General features: G+C 73.1%; 20 protein-coding genes. 9 read left to right on the top strand and 11 right to left on the bottom strand.

Translation table 11 applies throughout. The features are described 5' to 3' along the window. Positions 1-82: 82 nt before the first annotated feature. Positions 83-799, top strand: a complete 717-nt coding sequence (locus ACZ7OY_RS36955; protein WP_472249951.1) for a tetratricopeptide repeat protein — start codon at positions 83-85, stop codon at positions 797-799. A 104-nt stretch (positions 800-903) separates the two neighbouring features. Here the strand turns inward: ACZ7OY_RS36955 and ACZ7OY_RS36950 are convergent, their stop codons facing one another. Further along, a complete protein-coding gene (locus ACZ7OY_RS36950) occupies positions 904-1,899 on the bottom strand; it encodes a hypothetical protein (RefSeq protein WP_472249950.1) in 996 nt (331 codons plus the stop codon). 92 nt (positions 1,900-1,991) lie between these two features. On the opposite strand from ACZ7OY_RS36950, the gene ACZ7OY_RS36945 reads away from it, so the two are divergent. The 4 genes from ACZ7OY_RS36945 (at position 1,992) to ACZ7OY_RS36930 (ending at position 6,131) form a co-directional block, all read left to right on the top strand. Further along, positions 1,992-3,494, top strand: coding sequence for an MFS transporter (locus tag ACZ7OY_RS36945; RefSeq protein ID WP_472249949.1), 1,503 nt, complete (start codon positions 1,992-1,994; stop codon positions 3,492-3,494). Positions 3,495-3,635: 141 nt separating this feature from the next. Then, the gene (locus ACZ7OY_RS36940; protein WP_472249948.1) at positions 3,636-4,475 is read left to right on the top strand and encodes a hypothetical protein; all 840 of its coding nucleotides are present in this window, start codon (positions 3,636-3,638) and stop codon (positions 4,473-4,475) included. Between the two features lie 77 nt (positions 4,476-4,552). After that, positions 4,553-5,737: a serine hydrolase domain-containing protein gene (locus ACZ7OY_RS36935; protein ID WP_472249947.1), complete on the top strand. Its 1,185-nt coding sequence runs from the start codon at positions 4,553-4,555 to the stop codon at positions 5,735-5,737. Positions 5,738-5,975: 238 nt separating this feature from the next. Continuing rightward, positions 5,976-6,131 carry a DUF6131 family protein gene (locus ACZ7OY_RS36930; RefSeq protein ID WP_472249946.1) on the top strand — a complete coding sequence of 52 codons (156 nt, stop codon included), beginning with the start codon at positions 5,976-5,978 and terminating at the stop codon, positions 6,129-6,131. 244 nt (positions 6,132-6,375) lie between these two features. On the opposite strand, the gene ACZ7OY_RS36925 is transcribed toward ACZ7OY_RS36930, so the two are convergent. The 3 genes from ACZ7OY_RS36925 to ACZ7OY_RS36915 all read right to left on the bottom strand — a co-directional run bounded on the left by ACZ7OY_RS36925 (position 6,376) and on the right by ACZ7OY_RS36915 (position 9,444). Beyond that, a complete protein-coding gene (locus ACZ7OY_RS36925) occupies positions 6,376-6,972 on the bottom strand; it encodes a hypothetical protein (protein WP_472249945.1) in 597 nt (198 codons plus the stop codon). 39 nt (positions 6,973-7,011) lie between these two features. Beyond that, the gene (locus tag ACZ7OY_RS36920) at positions 7,012-7,569 is read right to left on the bottom strand and encodes a hypothetical protein (protein ID WP_472249944.1); all 558 of its coding nucleotides are present in this window, start codon (positions 7,567-7,569) and stop codon (positions 7,012-7,014) included. A gap of 147 nt (positions 7,570-7,716) precedes the next feature. Then, positions 7,717-9,444: a GAF domain-containing sensor histidine kinase gene (locus tag ACZ7OY_RS36915; protein ID WP_472249943.1), complete on the bottom strand. Its 1,728-nt coding sequence runs from the start codon at positions 9,442-9,444 to the stop codon at positions 7,717-7,719. A gap of 321 nt (positions 9,445-9,765) precedes the next feature. Here ACZ7OY_RS36915 and ACZ7OY_RS36910 point away from each other — a divergent pair, with 321 nt between their 5' ends. Then, complete coding sequence (locus ACZ7OY_RS36910) at positions 9,766-10,230, top strand: pyridoxamine 5'-phosphate oxidase family protein (protein WP_472249942.1); 465 nt, start codon at positions 9,766-9,768, stop codon at positions 10,228-10,230. Positions 10,231-10,298: 68 nt separating this feature from the next. Here ACZ7OY_RS36910 and ACZ7OY_RS36905 read toward each other — a convergent pair whose 3' ends face one another. The 3 genes from ACZ7OY_RS36905 to ACZ7OY_RS36895 form a co-directional block, all read right to left on the bottom strand. Beyond that, a complete protein-coding gene (locus ACZ7OY_RS36905; protein WP_472249941.1) occupies positions 10,299-11,201 on the bottom strand; it encodes a universal stress protein in 903 nt (300 codons plus the stop codon). 24 nt (positions 11,202-11,225) lie between these two features. Next, positions 11,226-12,128 (bottom strand): universal stress protein, encoded by a 903-nt coding sequence (locus tag ACZ7OY_RS36900; protein ID WP_472249940.1) that lies wholly within the window; start codon positions 12,126-12,128, stop codon positions 11,226-11,228. A gap of 154 nt (positions 12,129-12,282) precedes the next feature. After that, entirely contained in the window at positions 12,283-12,933 is a 651-nt protein-coding gene (locus ACZ7OY_RS36895) for a hypothetical protein (RefSeq protein ID WP_472249939.1), read from the bottom strand. A 306-nt stretch (positions 12,934-13,239) separates the two neighbouring features. On the opposite strand from ACZ7OY_RS36895, the gene ACZ7OY_RS36890 reads away from it, so the two are divergent. After that, on the top strand, positions 13,240-13,704 hold the full coding sequence (locus ACZ7OY_RS36890) for a cyclic nucleotide-binding domain-containing protein (RefSeq protein WP_472249938.1): 465 nt from the start codon (positions 13,240-13,242) through the stop codon (positions 13,702-13,704). 203 nt (positions 13,705-13,907) lie between these two features. Continuing rightward, positions 13,908-14,609, top strand: coding sequence for a response regulator (locus ACZ7OY_RS36885; RefSeq protein WP_472249937.1), 702 nt, complete (start codon positions 13,908-13,910; stop codon positions 14,607-14,609). Between the two features lie 30 nt (positions 14,610-14,639). On the opposite strand, the gene ACZ7OY_RS36880 is transcribed toward ACZ7OY_RS36885, so the two are convergent. The 4 genes from ACZ7OY_RS36880 to ACZ7OY_RS36865 all read right to left on the bottom strand — a co-directional run bounded on the left by ACZ7OY_RS36880 (position 14,640) and on the right by ACZ7OY_RS36865 (position 18,965). Further along, the gene (locus ACZ7OY_RS36880) at positions 14,640-15,281 is read right to left on the bottom strand and encodes a DUF1775 domain-containing protein (protein WP_472249936.1); all 642 of its coding nucleotides are present in this window, start codon (positions 15,279-15,281) and stop codon (positions 14,640-14,642) included. A 114-nt stretch (positions 15,282-15,395) separates the two neighbouring features. Further along, positions 15,396-16,862 (bottom strand): copper resistance CopC/CopD family protein, encoded by a 1,467-nt coding sequence (locus ACZ7OY_RS36875; RefSeq protein WP_472249935.1) that lies wholly within the window; start codon positions 16,860-16,862, stop codon positions 15,396-15,398. Positions 16,863-16,972: 110 nt separating this feature from the next. Next, positions 16,973-18,304: a sensor histidine kinase gene (locus ACZ7OY_RS36870; protein WP_472249934.1), complete on the bottom strand. Its 1,332-nt coding sequence runs from the start codon at positions 18,302-18,304 to the stop codon at positions 16,973-16,975. After that, positions 18,297-18,965, bottom strand: coding sequence for a response regulator transcription factor (locus ACZ7OY_RS36865; RefSeq protein ID WP_351610777.1), 669 nt, complete (start codon positions 18,963-18,965; stop codon positions 18,297-18,299). The genes ACZ7OY_RS36870 and ACZ7OY_RS36865 overlap by 8 nt, the downstream gene beginning before the upstream one ends. A gap of 309 nt (positions 18,966-19,274) precedes the next feature. On the opposite strand from ACZ7OY_RS36865, the gene ACZ7OY_RS36860 reads away from it, so the two are divergent. Continuing rightward, positions 19,275-19,655, top strand: a complete 381-nt coding sequence (locus ACZ7OY_RS36860) for a response regulator (protein WP_351610775.1) — start codon at positions 19,275-19,277, stop codon at positions 19,653-19,655. Positions 19,656-19,759 lie beyond the last annotated feature (104 nt).

Below are 19,759 nucleotides of genomic sequence, written 5' to 3'. Positions count from 1 at the left end.
CCGGGGACCGGGGCACGAGCCTTGCGGCACAATGACACCCGAGCGCCCGCCGGGGCAGGCCAGGGGTATGAGGGGCGGCGACATGGTGCAGTGGCAGGGGACAGACTTCACCGTGGACGGTCGCGAACCGACCAGTGCCGAGGACTACTACCGCATCGGCCTGCACTGCTGGAACAGCGTGCAGCACCGCGGCGCGTCCGGCTACTTCCTCGACGCCGCGGCGGCCACCGGCCACAGCGCCGCCGTCGAGCTTCTGGGGCACATCGACTACGTGCAGGGGCACTATGCGCGTGCGGTGCCGCGACTGCGACAGAGCACCGGTTCGCCGCGGGCGGCCTACTACCTCGCTTCGCTGTCTCACCTCGGCTGTCCCGAGGCGCAGATCACGCAGTCCTTCGGTGAAGCGGCCCACTGGTACCGCATCGCTGCGGAACTGGGCGAACCCGAAGCGATGCTCGCCCTCGGCGACCTGTACCTGGAGCGGCTGCTCCCCCTGACCCGAACCCCCGCGGAGCACGCTCTGGAGCACTTTCTGGCGGCCGCCGCACGCAACCACCCCTACGCCCAGTACCGTGCCGCCGAGCTCTACCGCACTCTCTATCAGGACAGCGAGAGCGCCGCCGCGCTGTATCGGGCCTGCGTGGACAACCCGATGACCCAGCGCCACGCGCTGGGGTCGATGATGACCCTCCAGAGCCAGGCGCACCTGCGGGAGATATCCGCGAACGACGCGGCCCGGCTGCTCCAGCAGCGGCGCGACGCCGTCAACCGCGCGCAGCGCCGCGACGACTTCTACTGAGCCCGCGGCGGCAGAGAACTGCGAGAGCGGATGGTCGGCACGGCCCCGACCCGTGCATCGCGGCGGCCACGGACCTGAGCGGCCCGTCGGCACCCGCCCCGCGGTCAGTCGCACGCCACCATCCACAGGAAGACGGCGACCGCCCGCACCAGGTGTGCCGTCTCCTCCGTCTGGACCCGCAGCGCGCCAGGTACGTGCGTCAGCTCCCAGGCGGCCGGGTCGGCCGGCTGCCGTGGCTCGGCCGCCCACAGGCTGCCGACCTCCTCTGTGCTGGTCCGCAGCTGCGCGCACGCGCGGGCCGTGGCACCGAGGACCTGCGCCGGCGGAACCTGGTTCCCCCCGCCGTCACAGGGCAGCGCGTCGGCGGCGGCCGACAGGGTGGTGGCGAGATCGACCAGATGCGAGGCCTGTGCCAACCACTCCGGCGTCCGGCCCCCCGGCACGGCGAGTCGGCCTGCCGGTTCCCGGTCCAGTCCCATCCGCCCGCACAGGGACCGCTCCTGAGCGGTCGGCTGCCAGCTCCGCCGCGCCCGCAGGCCGTCCGCCCGCCGCATCGCCTCGCGGCACAGGGCGATGGCCGTCGGCCAGTCACCGTTGTCCCGTTCGGGCGCCGCCCGCACCTCGCGTACCCGATAACCGACCGTCAGCCGCACTCCGTCAGGGCGGGAGTGCGGGACATCGGCCTCCAGGTGGGCCCGCAGTACCGGTCCGGCCCCGGCCACCGCTGCGGCGCTGCCGACTCCGATCCCGCCGCTGCGGGCGGCCTCGGGCAGGGGCCCGGCCGACAACGGGACGGCCGCGGGGTCGCAGTGGCGCAGCGCGTCGGCCAGCGGCACCCGGTCGACCAGACTCCTGGCATCGTAGGCGGCTCGCCACAACAGCAGGCCCACGGTGTGCGGGCCGCTCCCCCACGGCCACTTCACCCGCGGACCGGAACCCGCGGCGAGGCGCCCCGGCGCCGGGACCCCGAGTCCGAGGTCCTGCTCCTCGTGCCAGGCGACCAGAAGCCGTCCCTGGTCACGGGCCCGCTCCCACGATCCGCAGCCGTACGCCGCCCGGTGCCCCGACTCCCACCCGTCCGCGTCCACGTCCACGTTCACGGGCCGAACCTATCGCCCGCGGTCGACGACCACGACGCGCGCGGAAGGGCTTCTTCCACAGGTTGGGTGGGGTTGCTGCTTAGCGTGGCCCCATGACGACAGTCCAGGCCCGGCCCGTCCCCGACAACCGACGGTGGAAGGCACTCGCGGTCTGTCTGACGGCGGGCTTCATCTCGCTGCTCGACACCTCGATCGTGAACGTGGCGCTGCCCTCGATGGAACACGGGCTCGCCGCCTCGGAGGCCGCCCAGTCCTGGGTGGTCTCCGGGTACGCGCTGGCCTTCGGGCTGGTCCTCGTGCCCGCGGGCCGACTGGGCGACATGCACGGGCGGCGCCGGGCGTTCCTGGCGGGGCTGGCCGTGTTCACGCTGGCCTCGGCGGCCTGCGGGCTCGCTCCCAGCGCCTCCTGGCTGGTGGTGTTCCGGCTGGTCCAGGGCGCGGCGGCGGGCATGGTCGCCCCGCAGACCTCGGGGCTGATCCAGCAGATGTTCCAGGGCGCCGAGCGGGCCAAGGCCTTCGGTCTGCTCGGCAGCGTCATCGGGATCTCCACGGCGGCGGGCCCACTGGCGGGCGGCCTGCTGATCGACGCCGTCGGCACCGACGACGGCTGGCGCTGGGTGTTCTTCGTCAACCTGCCCATCGGGGTGGCCGCGTTGGGCGCGGGACTGCGGCTGCTGCCCCGGTTCCCTGCATCGACGGGCAAGCGGAAGGAGTTCGACCTGTTCGGTGTGCTGCTCCTCGGTTCCGCCGTGCTCGCGCTCATGCTGCCGCTGGTGCAGGAGCAGCAGTGGACCGGACGGCTGAAGTGGGCGCTGCTGCCGGTGGGCGCGCTGCTGCTGGCCTGGTTCTGGACGTGGGAGCGACGGCAGGGACGGCGCGGGCGGGCTCCCCTGGTCGATCTGGAGCTGTTCTCCCTGCGCTCCTTCACCTTCGGGTCCCTGATCAGTCTGACCTACTTCGCGGGCTTCACCACGGTGTTCTTCGTCTACTCCCTGTTCCTTCAGAACACGGTCGGCTACAGCGCGCTGGCGGCCGGAGTCTCGGTGCTGCCCTTCGCGGCGGCTTCCGCGGTCGGCGCCGCCGTCGGAGGCCGGCTGGTGACCCGCCACGGACGCAAGCTGGTCGTCCTCGGCCTGACGGGGGTGGCGGTGGGGCTGCTCGGGGTGATCGTGGCGGTGCAGCTGGTGCCCCTGGAGATGGTCGGGTGGGCCACGGCCGTGCCCATGGTCGTCGGCGGCATCGGCTCCGGGCTCACGGTCTCCCCCAATACGACGCTCACCCTCACCCGCGTCCCCGTGCAGCGCGCCGGGGCGGCCGGCGGGGTGCTGCAGACGGGACAGCGCATCGGCTCGGCGGCCGGGATCGCCGTGGTGGGCGCGGTGTACTTCGCGCACGAGGCCGCCCATGGGCCCTCCGTCACGGCCATCCAGCTCGGGCTGCTCACCGCCGTCGGATTCAGCCTGATCGCGCTGCTGCTGGCGGTCGCGGACCTGCGCGAGCGCCGGCTGCACCCCGACGTGGAGCGGGCCGCGGGAGCGGTCCGGCGCGGTACCGAGGGGGACGGCGTCGAGGAGACGGTCCGGCCCGGCGCCTGAGCAGCCCGGCCCGGCGACCCGGCGGCCCGGCGGCCCGGCGGCCCGGCGGCCCGGCGGCCCGGCGGCTCCGCGGCCCGGCGGCCCGGCGGGCGAGGGCGTTTCGCACGCTTCCCGTCCGCGTCCGCCGTCTACGCTCGGCCCGTGGGGCAACCGGAGCGGCGCGCCGAGGGCGCGGGACCTTTCACCACCAGGCTCACCTGGCAGGTTCCCGGCGGCCCGACCACGGTGTGGGAGTCGCGGATCGCGCGGCGACGCGGCACGCTCGCCGTGCGGCCGCCCGGCGCGAAGGCCGGACGGGCGACCCGTGCGGACGACGTCGGCATCGGCAGGCTGCGCCGGCTCAACATCGTCTCCGCGGTCGCCTTCGTCGTCGGCGGGGCGCTGTTCGCCGCCGGGGCCGCCGTCGCCCAGTTCGGCTCAGGTGACGCCACCCTGTGCGCATCGATCTACTTCGTGGGCGGCCTGTTCTTCAACACCGGCGGATACGTCTCGCTGCTGCAGGTGATCAACGCACCCCGTCACACCGGCGGCGAGGGGCGGCTGATCACGCCACGCTGGCGGTGGTGGAGCTACGAGCCCATGCGGGTGGACTGGCTCTGCTCCTTCGTCCTGTTCACGGGCACCCTCGTCTTCGCCGTCTCCCTGCTGGACTCCTTCCTGCGGGGTCTGACCGTCCGACAGGTCAACCGGCTGGTCTGGGCGCCCGACGTGGTCGGCTGCGTACTGTTCCTGGTCTCCGGGCATCTGGGCTTCGTCGAGATCTGCCACGGCCGGTTCTGCCTCCGCCGGCGCAGCCTCGGCTGGTGGATCGTCGCGGTGAACCAGCTCGGCTCCGTCCTGTTCATGATCTCCGCGATCGCCGCCTTCACCCGGCCCGCCGGTGGCGCACCGGTGAACGCCGGGATCGCCAACTGGGGAACCCTCACCGGTGCCCTGAGCTTCTCCCTCGCAGGCGTCCTCCAGCTCTACGAGCACCCTTAGAGCTCGGGGGATATCCCCATTCCGCCCCGGGGGTGCGCCGGATCGCGCCCGGCGAAGGGCGAAATTAGCGTGCAGCCATGCCTTCAACCCTGCGAAAGCACCTCGCCATGACGGCGCTCGGTGTCGCCACGCTGCTCGCCGCCCAGACGACCACCGCCGTCGCCCGGCCCGCCGGTCCGACCCCGCTGGACCAGTTACGCCACGACACCCGGGCGATCCACGCCCTCGGGATCAGCGGTGTGCAGGCCCGGGTGATCGCGCCCGACGGTCGGCAGTCGACCGCCACCAGCGGCACCGCCGACCTGGACACCGGCCGACCGGTCCCCGCCGACGGCTACTTCCGGATGGCCAGCACGGCCAAGACGCTGGTCGCCACCGTGGTGCTCCAACTGGAGGCCGAGGGCAGGCTCTCACTGAACGACTCGGCCGACCACTGGCTGCCCGGGCTGATCCGGGGCAACGGCAACGACGGCAGGCGGATCACCGTCCGGCAGCTGCTCCAGCACACCAGCGGCATCCACGACGACGTACCCGGATACACCACGCCGGAGGAGTACTACCGGCAGCGCCACGACGTCTACAGCCCCGGGCAACTGGTGGCCCGCGCCATGGCCCACGCGCCGGACTTCCCGCCCGGCAAGGGCTGGGGGTACTCCAACACCGGCTACGTCGTACTGGGCATGATCATCGAGAAGGTCACCGGCCGGGCCGCCCACGAGGAGATCGAGGACCGCGTCCTGCGCCCGCTCGGCCTCGACCGGACCCGATGGCTGGGCACCTCCCCCACGCTGCCCCGGCCGCACGCGCATGCCTATCAGTTCTTCGGTCCCGGTTCCCGGGTGGACGTCACCGACCAGACACCGGTGGACCACACGATCCTGTCGTTCGTCACGACCACGCGGGACGAGAACGAGTTCCTGCGCGCTCTGCTCGCGGGCCGCCTGCTGCCGGCCCGGCAGTTGACGCAAATGAAGCGGACCGTCCCCGTGAGCGCGGAGGTCCAGCGGCTGTGGCCCGGCGGCCGGTACGGACTCGGCCTGGTCGAACGTCCCCTGAGCTGCGGAGGATCCTACTGGAGCCACGAGGGAGGAGACGGCGGGTACATCACCCTCAACGGCGTCACCGAGGACGGCAGCCGAAGCGTCGTGGTCTCCATGTCCGAGGCCCGCGGCGACACCCTGGAGCACATCCGGGAACAGGAGAACGCGGGCAGCGCCCTGGTCGACCACGCCCTGTGCGCCGGGGACCGCGGCACCCGGTGACGGAAGGCGTCCCGGTCCGGCGAGGTCGGCCGTCCGCTCGCCGTGGCTCTGTTGCGTGACGCCGTGACGGGGGTACCCGGTTGGCGTCCGGATCGCGTCCGGAGGCATCGCCGCCGGCTTGCCGCATTCACCGGGTCCGCCCGCAGAATCGCCCACCGGAGACCGCTCCGCGCGCAGTGAGGAGGCGACCGACATCACCGAGTCCCTCGAACCCGCATCAGCTCCCTAGGGAGAGATCATGATCATCCTGGGCGTCATTCTGCTCGTCATCGGCTTCCTCACCGGGATCGCCATCCTGTGGACCATCGGGATCATCCTGCTGGTCGTCGGCGTGATCCTCTGGATCCTCGGGGCAGTGGGCCACAGCGTCGCCGGCCGTCGCCACTACTGGTGACCCACCGCGCGTCTGCGCGGCCGGCCGTGGTTGCGGGGAACCACGGCCGGCCGCGCAGACGCGCGGCAGGGCTCACGAAAACCGACTCACGAAGACTCACGCGGACACAGAGCACGGGCTGCGCATGCGGACGCAGAGCAAGGGCCCCGCGCCGTCTGTCGGCCCGGAGCCCCGCTCTGGGGCTGTCTGCCCAACCCCGCGCAACCGAGTCACCTGCATCGGGAGGCTCCCGGGCGAGTCACTCTCACGTACCGAGGAGCAGCCGGTTGAAGAAGGAGCGGTAACGACGCAGCGCGCCGCGCAGTTCCTCGGTGCTCACCCGTTCACCCTGGCCCCACTGACCTTCCAGGTCCCTCTTGTGCCGTGCGAAGGTGGCGGCCAGAGTCTGCATGACGTCCGCCACGGGTGCGTCGGCGTCGTGTACTGCGTCGCGGGGGTCGTCCACGAACCTGCTCTGGATCCGCTGCCAGCGGTCGCGGTAGCCGCGTTCCTCGTCCTCCGTCAGCAACTGCGGCACCTCGTCCTCCGGAGCCCTCGCCGCGCTCTCGCCCACAGCAGCCCCGGTGTCCGGGGCACCCTCGGCGGCACGCTCCGTACCCGCCGTACCCGGACCCGTACGTGTATCCGCGCCCGTGCCTGCGGCGTCCGAAGAACCGGGAGCGGCCTCGGTACCCGGCCGCCCCGCATCGTCCGACCCGGTGCTCTCACCCGGGTAGATCGGGGCCGTCGGGGCGGTCTCCCCTGTTCCCTGCGGCGCTGTGGTGTCGGCGCGGGACGGTCTTGCCAGGTCGTCGGTGGTCAGCCCGCCGGTCGTGCGATTCGTCTCCTCGTTGCCTTGCATGGCTTCCTCCATGCGCATCGTGGGGTTGTGGTCGTGAGGTCAGGACGGAACGGACTGCGCCCGGCCACCGTCGGAGAGCAACTCCTCGAACAGGGCGCGGTAGTGGACCATGGCGCCCCTCAGTTGCTCGGTCGTCGCCTGGCTCCCGTTGCTGAGGTTCTCCACGTCGTGCGCGGCGCGATAGTGGTCCAGTGTGCGGCCGTGTTCCACCGAGAGGTCCTTCATCTGCTGCTCGAACCCCTCGGTCGGATACCCGCGCTCACGCATCAGGGAGGTCACCAGCCGGTCCGCGTCGTGCACCGCGTCCACCGGCCGGTCCACGAACTCCCCCTGGACCGTGCTCCACTCGCGCGTGTAGCGGTCCCGTGATCCGGGAGCGAGCGGCGTGATCTCCAGCGAGTCGTGCCGCTTCTCGCGGTCCTGGAGCTCGTGCTCGGCCGCGCGCCGGCTGTCGGATCCTTCGACCGTCCTGTCGTATTCGGGGCCGAACTGTTCACGGAGGTGACGACGGCGCTGCATGAGAGAGACCGTCATGGCAGCCAGGACGACCACCACCACGATCGCGATGATGATCGCCAGAAGTGTTCCTGTCGGCATAGCCGCACACTCCTCAGGAAGTAGGGATGTCCACCCCTCGGGTTCCCGTATGCGCTGTTCATACACAATCGTCATCATTGACGGCGATATAGGAGGTTGAAGGCGTCGTCGGGACGCGGACGCATCCCCGCCGTGGCCGGTGCGGCTCTACTCGGCCGGTATCGGGACCCACCAGACCAGAGCGGTGCCGCCATCGTCGGGGATGTTCAACTCCATTTTCCCGCCGAGCTGCTCGGCACGTTCGGCCATGTTGCGCAGACCGCTGCGACGGCCGCCGGGCGCGATGCCACCGCCGTTGTCCGTGACCGTGAGGCGCAGCCGGCCGGAGTCCGCCGCCAGGACGATGTCGGCGCGCCGGGCGTGGGCGTGCCGGGCGATGTTGGTGAGCGCCTCGGAGAGTACGGCCACCACGTGGTCGGCGATCTCGCGCGGCACGCCGGTGTCCACCAGCCCCTCCATCCGCATACTGGGCGCGAAGCCCAGCACCGGCGTCGCCTCGCTCACGATCCGCACCGCGCGCGCTCGCAGACCGGCCCCCTCGACGCCCTCACGCGCGCGCAGCCCGAAGATCGTCGACCTGATGATCTTGATGGTCTCGTCCAGGTCGTCCACCGCCCGCGCGACGCGCTCCGAGGCTTCCGGGTGCTCGATGAACCGCCCCGCGCTCTGCAAGGTCATCCCCGTGGCGAACAGCCGCTGGATCGCCAGGTCGTGCAGGTCGCGGGCGATGCGGTCGCGGTCCTTGAGCACCGCGACCTCCTCGGCGTCCTGCCGCCGCTGCGCCAGCTCCATCGCGACGGCGGCCTGCGCGGCGAAGGCGAGCAGGGTCTCGGTCTCCGTCGCCGAGAACGGCTGCCGTCCGCTCTCGCGCGCCAGCAGGAGCACACCCCGGACACCGCCCTCGACGGTGCCGATGGGCACGGCCACCGCGGTGCCCAGCCCCTCGAAGCGCTGCAGCCCCGGCGGGACCCGCTCGTCGTGGGCGACGTCCGCGCTGACGACCGGTGCCGCGGTGGAGAACGCCAGCCCCATCAAGGTCCTTCCGACGGGCAGGACGAGCCCCTGGTGCGCCTCCGCGTCCAGTCCGACGGCTATCTCCACGGCCAGCGACCCGGTGTCCTCCATCGGCAGCGCGACCGCGGCCAGCGCCGATCCGGTGATCTCTCCGGCCCGCTCGGCGATCAGGGCGAGTACGTCGGTGCGCCCGCCGCCGGACATGAGGCTGTGGGTGATCTCCGCGTTCGCCCGCAGCCAGCGTTCCCGCAGCCGGGTCTCCTCGTACAGGCGGGCGTTGTCGATCGCGACGCCTGCGGCCACGGCCAGGGTCGCCAGGACCGACTCGTCCTCCTCGTCGAACTGCGCCCCGCCGCGCTTCTCGGTGAGGTACAGGTTCCCGAAGACCTGGTCGCGCACCCGGATGGGCACGCCCAGGAAGGTGTTCATCGGCGGGTGGTGGGGCGGGAGGCCGTACGAGGCCGGGTGCGCGGAGATCTTCGCGAGGCGCAGCGGCTCGGGGTGGTGGATCAGCTCTCCGAGGATGCCGTGGCCCTGCGGGAAGGGACCGATCCGGCTGATCTCCTGCCGGGTGACCCCGACGGTGTGGAAGGCCGACAGCCGCGTGCCGTCCGGTCCGATCACGCCCAGCGCCGCGTACTCGGCGTCGACCAGGACGGCCGCCGCTTCCACGATGCTGTGCAACGCCTGCTCCAGGTCCAGTTCCCGGCCGACCGAGAGAACCGCCTCCAGCAGGCTGTGCACCCGGTCCCGGGTGCCGCGGGCCGCGTCCAGCCGGGCCTGCAACTCCTCCAGCAGCTCGTCCAGCCTGAGCTGCGGCAACCGCACACGAGCCGCCTGGGGCTCCTCGGGGCTTCCCACCTGCGTCTCCTCCGGCTCCTCGGGCGGGCTGACACCGGCCGCTCCAGTCAGGGGTCACGGTACCGGGCCGGGGAACCGCACGGTACGGACACGGGCCCTGCGGCCGCCCCGTCGCAGCCGCGCGGGAAGCCGGCGCGCAGGGGTGCCGCGGCGGGGTGAGCCGTACGGACCCGCGTCGGGGACCATCGGCCCTAGGAACGCGTCGCGATCGCGGGGACAGTGGGATCAGGAGCGGCGCCGATCCCCCGCGGTGCCGCTCCGCTCCGGCCCTGCCGACCGCGCCCGGGCACCATCCCGCACACACACCAACGGAAGCCCGCCATGGTTCACGACAGCCACCGGCACGTCATCGCGGCACCTCGCCGCCGTGTCGAACTCGACAGCGCCGAGGCGCTGCGCCTGCTGGGCAGTGTGTCCCTGGGGAGGATCGTCTTCACCCGGCACGCCCTGCCGACCGTCCGCCCGGTCAACCACGTGCTGGACGACGGCGCCGTCGTCATCCGCACCCATGAGGCCGCCGCCCTGACCTCGTACGCCCGCCAGAACCACGGTCCCGGTGTGGTCGTCGCCTACGAGGCCGACGCCATCGACCCCGACACGCACCTGGGCTGGAGCGTGGTGGTGACGGGGTACGCCCGTCTGGTCACCGATCCCGGTGAACTGGCCCGCTATCACGCGCTGTTGCACCCGTGGGTGGAGCAGACCATGGACCAGGCGATCCGTATCCACCCCGACCTGGTCACCGGTGTCCTGCTCACCGTGGACGGAGACCCGGTCGAGCTCTGAGAGACCCGACGGCCTCGGCGCCCGGAGATCCGGGGCCGAGGCCGTGGCGTTCGCTGTCCTCGTCGCAGTCACCTGCGCTCGGGCACGACGGCGACCGGGCAGGTGGCGTGGTGCAGCACACCGTGAGCCACCCGGCCCAGCCGGAGCCCGTGGTGCCCGTGCCGGGGCGTGGCCCCGACGACCAGGAGGCCGGCGTCGCGCGAGGCGTCCACCAGGACGGTCCCGGCGTGACCCTCGACCGTACGGCCGTGGAGTTCCACATCGGCCGGGAGGTCGCGCAGCGCCGCTTCGAGCGCCTCCACGGCCTGCTGCCGGTGCAAGTGGGCGGGCTCTCCGGCGACCAGCGGATGACCGGTGCTCCCGTGCGCGGGACTGCGCCAGGCACGTACGGCCTCGACCGGCACCCCTCGTCGCCGCGCCTCCTCGACGGCGAAGCGCACCGCCGCCGAACCCGCGGGCTCCTCGCCGACACCCACGACGACGCGGCCGCGGGTACCGGCCGGGGCCGGGGCGTCGTGGGTGTCGCGCACGACGATCAGCGGACAGTGCGTGTGCCCGGCCACGGTCAGGCTCACCGAGCCGAGCAGCGCCGCGGCGCGGGAGCCGCGGCCGCGGCTCCCCAGCACCAGCAGGGAGGCGGTCCGGCTCTCGCGCAGCAGCGCGTACTCGGGCTCCTCGGGCAGTACCGCGGTGGTGACCTTCACGTCGGGTCGGCGGTCGTGGGCGCGCCGGGCGGCACGGGTCACGATGTCCTCGGCCGGCACCTCCTCGGACGGCCGGTCCGGGTCCCCGGCGGGGCGGGCGCCCTCGTACTGCTCCCGGAGCGAGGCGTACACCAGGCGCAGCGGCAGACCGCGCAGTGCGGCCTCCTCGGCCGCGCGGTCGACGGCCCGCAGACTGGGTGCGGAGCCGTCGACGCCGGCCACGACCGGCTGGTCCGTCGTTCCCACCGTCCCGTTCCGGTCATGCATGGTCTCTGCTCCCTCGGGGGCGGGTCAGTCGTGCGGTACGACGGCGACGGGGGCGGTGGAGTGGTGCAGGACGGCATGGGCGACCGAGCCGATGCGGGCGCCGAGCGGGCTGCGCCGGACGCGTCGGCCGACGACCAGCAGGCACGCTTCGCCGGAGGCGTCGACGAGGTGGGTGCCGGGGTTGCCGTACCGGGACTCCTCGGTGACGCGGACCTCCGGGAACTTCGTGCGCCACGGGTTCAGGATCTCGGTCAGCCGGGCGCTCGCGCCACGCGCCAGGTCGGCCTGGAGTGCGGGGTCCACGGCGAGACCGTATGCGTAGTACGGCGGCGGGTTCCAGCCGTGCACGACCCGCAGGGACGTACCCCGGCGGGCGGCCGCCGCGAAGGCGAACTCGATGAGCCGGTCGTCCGGGCCGTCGGTGTCGAGGCCGAGGACGACGGGCCGCGCCCCCTTCGCGGTGGACGGCACACCGGCCGGGTCCGTCCCGTGGTCGGCGGCCTGTGCTCCGGCGCGGACCAGGACGACCGGCCGCCCGGCGTGCGCCACGACGGACAGGCCGACGGAGCCGATCACGAACCCGCGGATGCCGCTCGGTCCGCGGGAGCCGAGGGCCAGCAGTTCGGCGTCCTCCGCCGCGCTCACCAGGACGTCGGCGGGCCGGCCCGACAGCTGCTCGGTGCTCACGTCGAGCCCGGGGTGGCGCTCCCGGACACCTTCGGCCACCTCGCGCAGGATCCGCTCGCTCCAGTGCTGGTGGACCTCGGTGCCCAGCATCGGCGCCTGCACCATGGGATCCGGTACCGGCTCCCAGACCTGGACGAGCTTCAGCGGCAGGCCGAGCCGCCCTGCCTCGCCGGCCGCCCACTCGGCGGCCGCGCGGCTCTCGGGGGAACCGTCGAGACCGACGGTGACGGGACGGGTCATGATCTCCACCTCCTGGACCGGGGCTCCGGTCCACTGTTCGTCGTCCGACTACGGGATTCGTCTTCGCATTGCGGGCTTCTGCGCATTGCGGGCTTCGTGGTTCGACCGGCGGGGCTCGTCCTCGGGACGGCGGCCCCGCCGTGTCTCGTGCGGGTCACCGCAGCCAGCGGCTGCGGCGGACGAGCGGGAGCCGGGCCCAGATCCTGCCGAGTCCGAGGGCGTCGCCTGCGGATGCGGCGGCCAGGGCGATCAGGGCGACGGCGTAGACGAGGTGGTAGTCGGCGAAGGGGTTCGTCGACATGCTCGCCGAGCCGTCCGCGAGGTGCTTGGCGGGCGGCCACTCGGCCATCCACATCAGGGCCGTCATCAGCGTGCCCGCGGCGGCCGCCAGGCGCAGCGCCACACCGGCGAGGAGCGCGACGCCGATGCCGAGCAGCCCGAGCATGAACAGCCAGTCGGCCCAGGCGGCCCCGGCCCAGGAGTGGAAGGTGGACCGCATCGGCCCGGCGGCCACCGAGCCGAGAAAGCCCTTGGTGGGCGAGCCGCCGTCGAGCCAGCTCCTGTCGGAGGGGGTGGCGTAGCCGAGGCCGAAGGTCTTGTCGAGGAAGGCCCACAGGAAGACGAACCCGGTGAGCAGACGCAGCGAGGCGAAGGCGTAGGCCTGCGCGGTGGGCGTGCCGACGTGGGCCGGCACGGCGGTCTCGGAGGCGGCGGTCTCGGAGGGGGCGGTCTCGGAGGCGGTCCGCATCCTTCGGAAGGGGAGGTGGAAGCCCGGGCTCCGGTGAGGGTGCTCGTGCACGGCCATGGTGTTGGTCCCTTCGGGGAGGGGCGGTGGGGTCCTTTCGCTGTCTGACACCCCCACTCTCGGCCCGCGGGGCGGGTGACCGCCGGATGCCGAAGGTCCGTCAGGATGGGGCTGAACGGCCCTGTTTCCAGAGGCTGTTGGGGTGCATGCCCGGCCGCCGGCGTCCTGCTGTCGGGCAGGGGCCCGGCAGGGTGCCCTCCTGCCCCGGGTGGCCCGGCCGACGGGCCGATCGGCCCATGGCCCACCCGGGAGCACCGGACCCACACTGGCCGTGGCAGTTCCCACCACCCACCGGGGAGGCACGCCGTGATCACCGTCCCTGCGCCCACCATGCTGCGCGCCCTGCCGGCCGAGCACCGGCAGCGGCTCATGCGGGTCGCCCGCGAGGTGTCGTTCCCGCAGGGGGCGCGGCTGTTCGAGGAGGGCAGCCGGGCCGACCGGTTCTGGATCGTCCGCAGCGGCGCGGTCGAGCTCGACATGCGGGTGCCCGGCCGTCGCGCGGCCGTCGTCGAGACCCTTCGGCACAATGAACTCGTCGGCTGGTCCTGGCTGTTCAGCCCGCATGTCTGGCATCTGGGCGCCGTGGCGACGACTCCGGTCCGGGCGTACGAGTTCGACGCCACGGCCGTACGTCCGATGTGTCAGGACGATCCGGCCCTGGGCAACACCGTCACGCCCTGGGTCGGGGACGTGCTCGCCCACCGCCTGCGCTCGGCCCGGACGTGCCTGCTCGACCTGTACGCCCCGTCCGGCGCGGGCAGCGGCGACTGACCGCCGTCCGCCGGCCCCCGTCCGGCCGTGCGGATCATCCGGCGGGACGGTCCCCGAGGCCGTGACCTGGGGCCGATGGGGTAGCGTCCCGTGGCCGAGTGGGGCCGGTCGGCCCTGGTGCACCCGGAACCGCCGGGGCATGATCGGCGTCACGGACATCCGCGGTCCGTCCGCAACCGGGGAACAGGGAAGAGGGGGTCGCCATGACCGAGACACGCACCTTCACGGAGCAGGATCCGATCCGCGTCTTCCTGCTCGACGACCACGAGGTCGTCCGGCGTGGCATCAGCGACCTCCTCGGCGCCGAACCGGACATCTCGGTGGTCGGTGACGCGGACACCGTCGAACAGGCCCTGGTCCGCGGCCCGGCACTGCGCCCGCACGTCGCCGTCCTCGACATACGTCTCCCGGACGGCGACGGCATCACGGTCTGCCGGGAGCTGCGCAGCCGGATGCCGGAGCTGGCCTGTCTGATGCTGACGTCGTTCGACGACGAGGACGCGCTGCTCGACGCCATCATGGCCGGGGCCTCGGGCTACGTCCTGAAGCAGATCAGGGGCTCCGACCTGGTCTCCGCCGTCCGCACGGTCGCCTCCGGCCAGTCGATGCTGGACCCGGCGACCACGGCCCGCCTGATGCGTTCCCTGCGCGCCGACCCCGCCGAGACCCCCTCCGTCGCACCCGAACTGGCCGGTCTGTCCCCCCGCGAGCGGGACATCCTGGCCCTGATCGGGGACGGTCTGACCAACCGCGAGATCGGCACGCGGCTCTATCTGTCGGAGAAGACGGTCAAGAACCACATCTCCAGGCTGCTGGCCAAGCTCGGTGTCCAGCGCCGGGTGCAGGCCGCGGTCCTGGCCTCCCAGCTGGACCTCCCGGAGGGCGGCGACCGCCCCGCTCGGTGACGGCCCCGGCCCGGCGCATCCGTGGGCGGTTCAGCTTGTCGTGGCGCTGCGGCGCCGTGCCGCGGACCGCGCCACCGGAAGCCCCACGGCGGCCAGGAGCAGCAGTACGCCGCAGACGACGGCCGCCGTCCACGCGGTGTCCGGGCCGGTCGAGGGGTCGGCCGCGGCGTCGGCGGCAGGAGCCCCGGCAAGGCTCAGCACCGGCGCGGGGTGCTCCGGTTCGGGCTGTCCCGCCACCGTCTTCTGGTCCCAGGTGACGACCTCGCCGTCGTCGTACTGCTGCCGCGCCACGAAGGCCAGCTCCGAGACCCCGGTGGGTACGCGGTCGACGTGGACGACGAAGTCGACTCCGTCCTCACCGCTGATCGCCCCGCCGGACCAGCCGACGGTGCGGCCCGCGCCGCCAGCGGCGGCCGGCTCGGCGGTCCAGCCCGTCACCTGCTCCGCGCGCACCCCGCGCACCCCCTCCGGTGCCTCGATCCGTACGCCGACGGTCCGCGCGGACGCCTTCTCGTTGGGCACGTGGAACGTCATGCGTACGTCGGTCGCGCCCGGGGCCACCGCCTGGTCGGCGTGCACGTGCACATGGGCCCAGGCGGGGGTCGCCGTCGCCAGCAGCAGTCCCGTGGCGACCAGGGCCGCGGCGGTGCGGGCCGGGTGAAGCAGCTTCATGGGTCGTTTCCTCTCGGAGGTCCCGGCCGGGGTGGGTACGGGACGGGCGCGGGGCGGGCCGGTACGGCTTCGGAGCCGCGGGGGACGGGTGCGGGCGGTTGGCGGGGCGGGTGGTCACACGGGCGGAGCGGCCGTGACCAGCGCGGCGGTGACGCCCAGCACGGCGACCGCGACGAGCAGTTCGGCCAGCAGACCGCGCCTGAGGGTGCGTACGACAGCGGCGTCCGGCGGCGCGGGCGGGGCCGGTGCGGTGAGGGTGAGCGTGGTGCCCGCCGCCCGGGCCGTCGGCGCCGGAAGGGGTGCCGGGCGGCCGGTGTGACGGTGGACCCAGCGGCGGGCCACGCCGCCGAGCCCGACGAGCGCCGCGACCCCGGCCGACTTCACCAGCAGCAGTCGGCCGTACCCGGTGTCGAGGAGATGCCCGGCGGATCCCACCTCCCGCCAGGCCTGGCACGTCCCGGTGACGACGAGGGCGACGACCGCCGTGAACGCCAGCCGCGAGAACCGAGGCAGTACGACGGCCAGGTCGCCGAGGTGGGCGGGGCGCGCCAGGACGGCCGTGACCAGTGCGAGTCCGCCCAGCCAGAGCGTCATGGCGGCCAGGTGGACGAGATCGGCGGCCATCGCGAGCGGTGCGTAGCTGCCGTCGACGGCGTGCCCGGTCAGCGGCCAGGTGGCCCAGAGCACGACGACCGCGGCCGTCGTCGCCAGGCCCAGCGGCCCAGGGCCTGTCCGGCGGATCATGCCGCAGACGCGGGGTCTGGCACGCACACCCGCGACTTGATCCGCCGGACAGGCCCTGGCGGGCCTGTCGCGCCCGGCCGACGCGGTGGCCGCCGCGGTCGCGGCGCCCAGCGCCAGCAGGGCGTAGAAGCGCACGGCGTAGGCCAGGTCGGCCGTCGCCGCGTGCTGATGGGCGTGCGCGCCGGACCAGGCCTCGGCCAGCGGCCGGCCGTCGGCCCAGACGGTGTGCACGGTCAGGACCGCCAGCGTGCCGGCCGCCAGCAGACCGAGGCCGCCCCACACCAGGGCGCGGGTCCTGCGCAGGCGCAGCCCGGCGGGCCACAGCCACAGCGCGACCAGCAGCACGCCGGGGCCCAGGGCGAGTCCGGCGTAGCCGATCCCCCGGGCCACCCCGAGGAGCCGTCCGGCCCAGGCGGCGTTCGCACCGGCGAGCGGGGGTACCACGCCCACGACGTGTGTGGTCGTACCGATGGAGAACCGGTAGGTACCCGCCACGGGGTGCCCGTCGGCCGACGTCACCTGCCAGGCCACGGTGTAGGTGCCCGCACGCAGGCTTCCGGGCAGGGCCGTGCGCAGGGTCCGGTGCCGCCGGTCGTCGGGGTGGCCGCCGAGGTCCATCCGGCGCATGTGGTCGTCGAACACGCGCACCGCGTCGACGCCCGCGGTCACCGGCTGGCGGAACGTCAGCGCGACCTGGGCGGGCAGGTGCGGCAGGACCTGCCCGGCCGCGGGCTCGCTCGACAGCAGGCCGGTGTGCGCGGCGGCGGGGCCCGCGACCACGGTCTGCAGGCACAGGGCGCAGAGTACGAGGCAGAGCATGGTGACGATGCGGCGCATCCGCTGTTTCCCCCGGGTGCACTGGTCGGACGGTGTCTCCAGGGTGGCGCCCCGCCGCGGTCACCGGCAGCCTCGCCCTTGGGGGGTGGGACCCCCTCAAAACGAGGGGGTCAGGGCCGTACCGGCAGCACGGCACGCACCTCGGTGCCGCCGCCGGCGCGCTCGGCGACGGTGACTTCGCCGCCCAGTTCGCTCGCCGTGTCCCGGATGAGCTGGAGCCCGAGATGCCCGGTCGTACCGAGGGCGGTGCCCGGTCCCTTGCCGTCGTCCGCCACCACGACCAGCAGCCGGTCCGGGCCTCCGGTGACGTCGATCCACGCGTGCTCCGCCTCGGCGTGCTTGACGATGTTGGTCACGCACTCCCGTGTGCAGCGGTAGGCGGCGGCCGTCAGGTCCGGCCCCAGCGCGGCCCGCACGTCGACGGTCGTGGTGACGGCGAGGCCCTCCCGGCGCAGGCGCTCGGTGAGCAGCTCGACCGCCTGCGGCAGACCGTCCTCGGTCAGGTCCGGCGGGTAGATGTCCACCATCAGCGTGCGCAGCGAGCCGACGGCTCCGCGCAGCACCTCGGAGACCCGGTCGAGCATGCCGCCGGCCGGTTCCGGGGTGCCGGGCGGCAGGTCGGCCCGGACGGCCGCCAGCGCGTACCCGGCACCGGCGAGGTCCTGGACGACTCCGTCGTGCAGGTCGCGGGCGATCGCGCGCCGTTCGCGCTCGGACGCGGTGAGGGCGTTGCGCAGCAGCCGGCTGCGCTCCGCGTCGGCCTGGCTGACCCGGCGCAGGAGTTGCACCGAGACCGGGAGCTGGGTGACCAGCAGAAGCAGCAGGGCCAGGACCGAGAACGGTACGAGGGTCCGCATCAGCTCGCTGCGCGCGGTGGCCACCCTGTCGTCGGTGGAGTACACCTCCAGGGCCAGCCGTTCGCCGGACGCTAGGTCCAGGGGGACGTAGACCTCAACCAGTCGGCTGTCGCCGTGGGGTTCGGTGATGTTCTCCTCGTCGGACAGGTCGGAGAGGTCCGCCCAGCTGGCCTGCTGGTCGATGGTCTTGCGCACGTCGTCGTTGAGGGGGAAGGACATCCCGATGGCACGGTGCTCGTTGGAGTACAGCACCTCGCCCTGCCGGTTCCACACCTTCACGCGCACTACGCCGCCCTCGCTCTCCCGGGCCCGAACCGCCTCGTCAAGCCGCGCCCGTGCGACGCTGTCCCCGCGCATCACCCCGGGCATGGCCGGCTTGAAGATCACGTTGCCCATCAGCTGCGCGGACCGCGCGGCCTCCGCGAGCGCGGTCCGTTTGGCGATCGACTCGGCGGCGAGCACGGTGCCGGCGCCGACGACCGTGAAGGCGCCCAGCCCGATCACGATCATCGCGATCACCGCGTGCCGGACCGTTCTGCTGCCGCCCTGTTCCGGCGCCGGGACCGTGCCCTCGCGGTCAGCCATCGCTGTGCGCCTCGACGAGACCGAGCTGTTGTGCCTTCACCACGGCCTGCAGCTGTGAGCGCACCCCGAGCTTGAGGTGGATCGACTTCACATAGCCGCGGCAGGTGTTGATGCTGATGCCCAGCAGTCTGGCGATCTCCGCCGGGGCCAGCCCCTTGCCCATCAGCGTGAGCACCTCGGACTCACGGGCGGTCAGGTCGACCGGCGCGGGGTCGTCCGTGACCCGCGGCCGGGGCGGCGGTTCACCGAACATGGACGCCGACACCAGCATCGATCCCTGCCGCACGGAGCGCAGGACGCTCAGCATCTCCTCCAGCGAACCGGTCTTCGGCACGAACGCGCTCGCGCCCGCCTGCGCGGCGCGTACCACCCAGTCGGGATCGCGGTGCGCGGAGACGACCACGACGGTCGCGTCGGGCGTCGCCTCCCGGATCCGCCGGGTGACCTCGAGTCCGCTCTCCGCGCCGAGCGAGATGTCCATCACGACCATGTCCGGCCGCTCCCTGGCGGCCAGTTCGACGGCCGTCGCGCCGGTGCCCGCCCAGCCGGCGCAGTCGAAGTCCGGCTGGGATCCCAGCGCGAACGCCAGCAGTTCCGCGAAGGTCCGATGGTCGTCGACGATCAGTACCCGGGTCGTCGGCGAACCTTCTTGTTCCGGCATGTTCCCCCTACCTCGGCGCTCCGCCACTGTGGCCGGATCGCATACGCCATGGAACCACGGCACGGCCGGGGGAAACCACTGCTTGTGAAGGAATTGTGTCCTTGATCAGCGCCCACGCCGCCGACGAAACCTCCCGCTTCGGAGCGTTCTCTCCGCCTCCGCGAGTCGCCATGGCCGAAAAGCAACTGTCATGCAGTCAGGGCGCGATCGAGGGAAAGTGCTGGTTGTGAAGGAAATGTGCCCGCACGCACGGTCGACCCCTCTGGTTTGGGGATGGCTGATACGCGTGGAAACGGGCACCGTTGGACCATGCCGATTCGCCTGCTCGTCGTCGACGACCACCCGCTCGTGCGGGACACCCTGTCCGCCGCGCTCGACCGCAGCGCGCTCGTGGACGTGGTGGGAGTGGCGTGCGACGGCGCGGAGGCGGTCGAAGCGGCGCTGCGGCTGCTGCCGGACGTGGTCCTCATGGACCTGGTCATGCCCGTGCTGAACGGCGCCGAGGCGACCGGACGGCTGCTGACACTCCGTCCGGGAACCCGGGTCGTGGTGCTGACCTCCGCGGTCGGCGGCCGGCTGGAACGGGCGGCGCTCGACGCCGGGGCCGCCACGGTCCTGCACAAGGACGCCGGGATCGACACGGTCCTCGACGCCATCACGGCGGCCTGTCCCGAAGGCGTGAAGCCCTGACGGGTGCGGGGAGCAAGGCCGAGAGGCCCACCCCGTCCCCCTCGGGCTCGGCACCCGGAGCACCCGACGGAAGCCCCCCCACTGCTACCGAGTTTCGCCGAACG

Source organism: Streptomyces sp. NPDC107559 (assembly GCF_055657365.1).
This window is presented reverse-complemented; position numbering and strand designations above follow the sequence as displayed.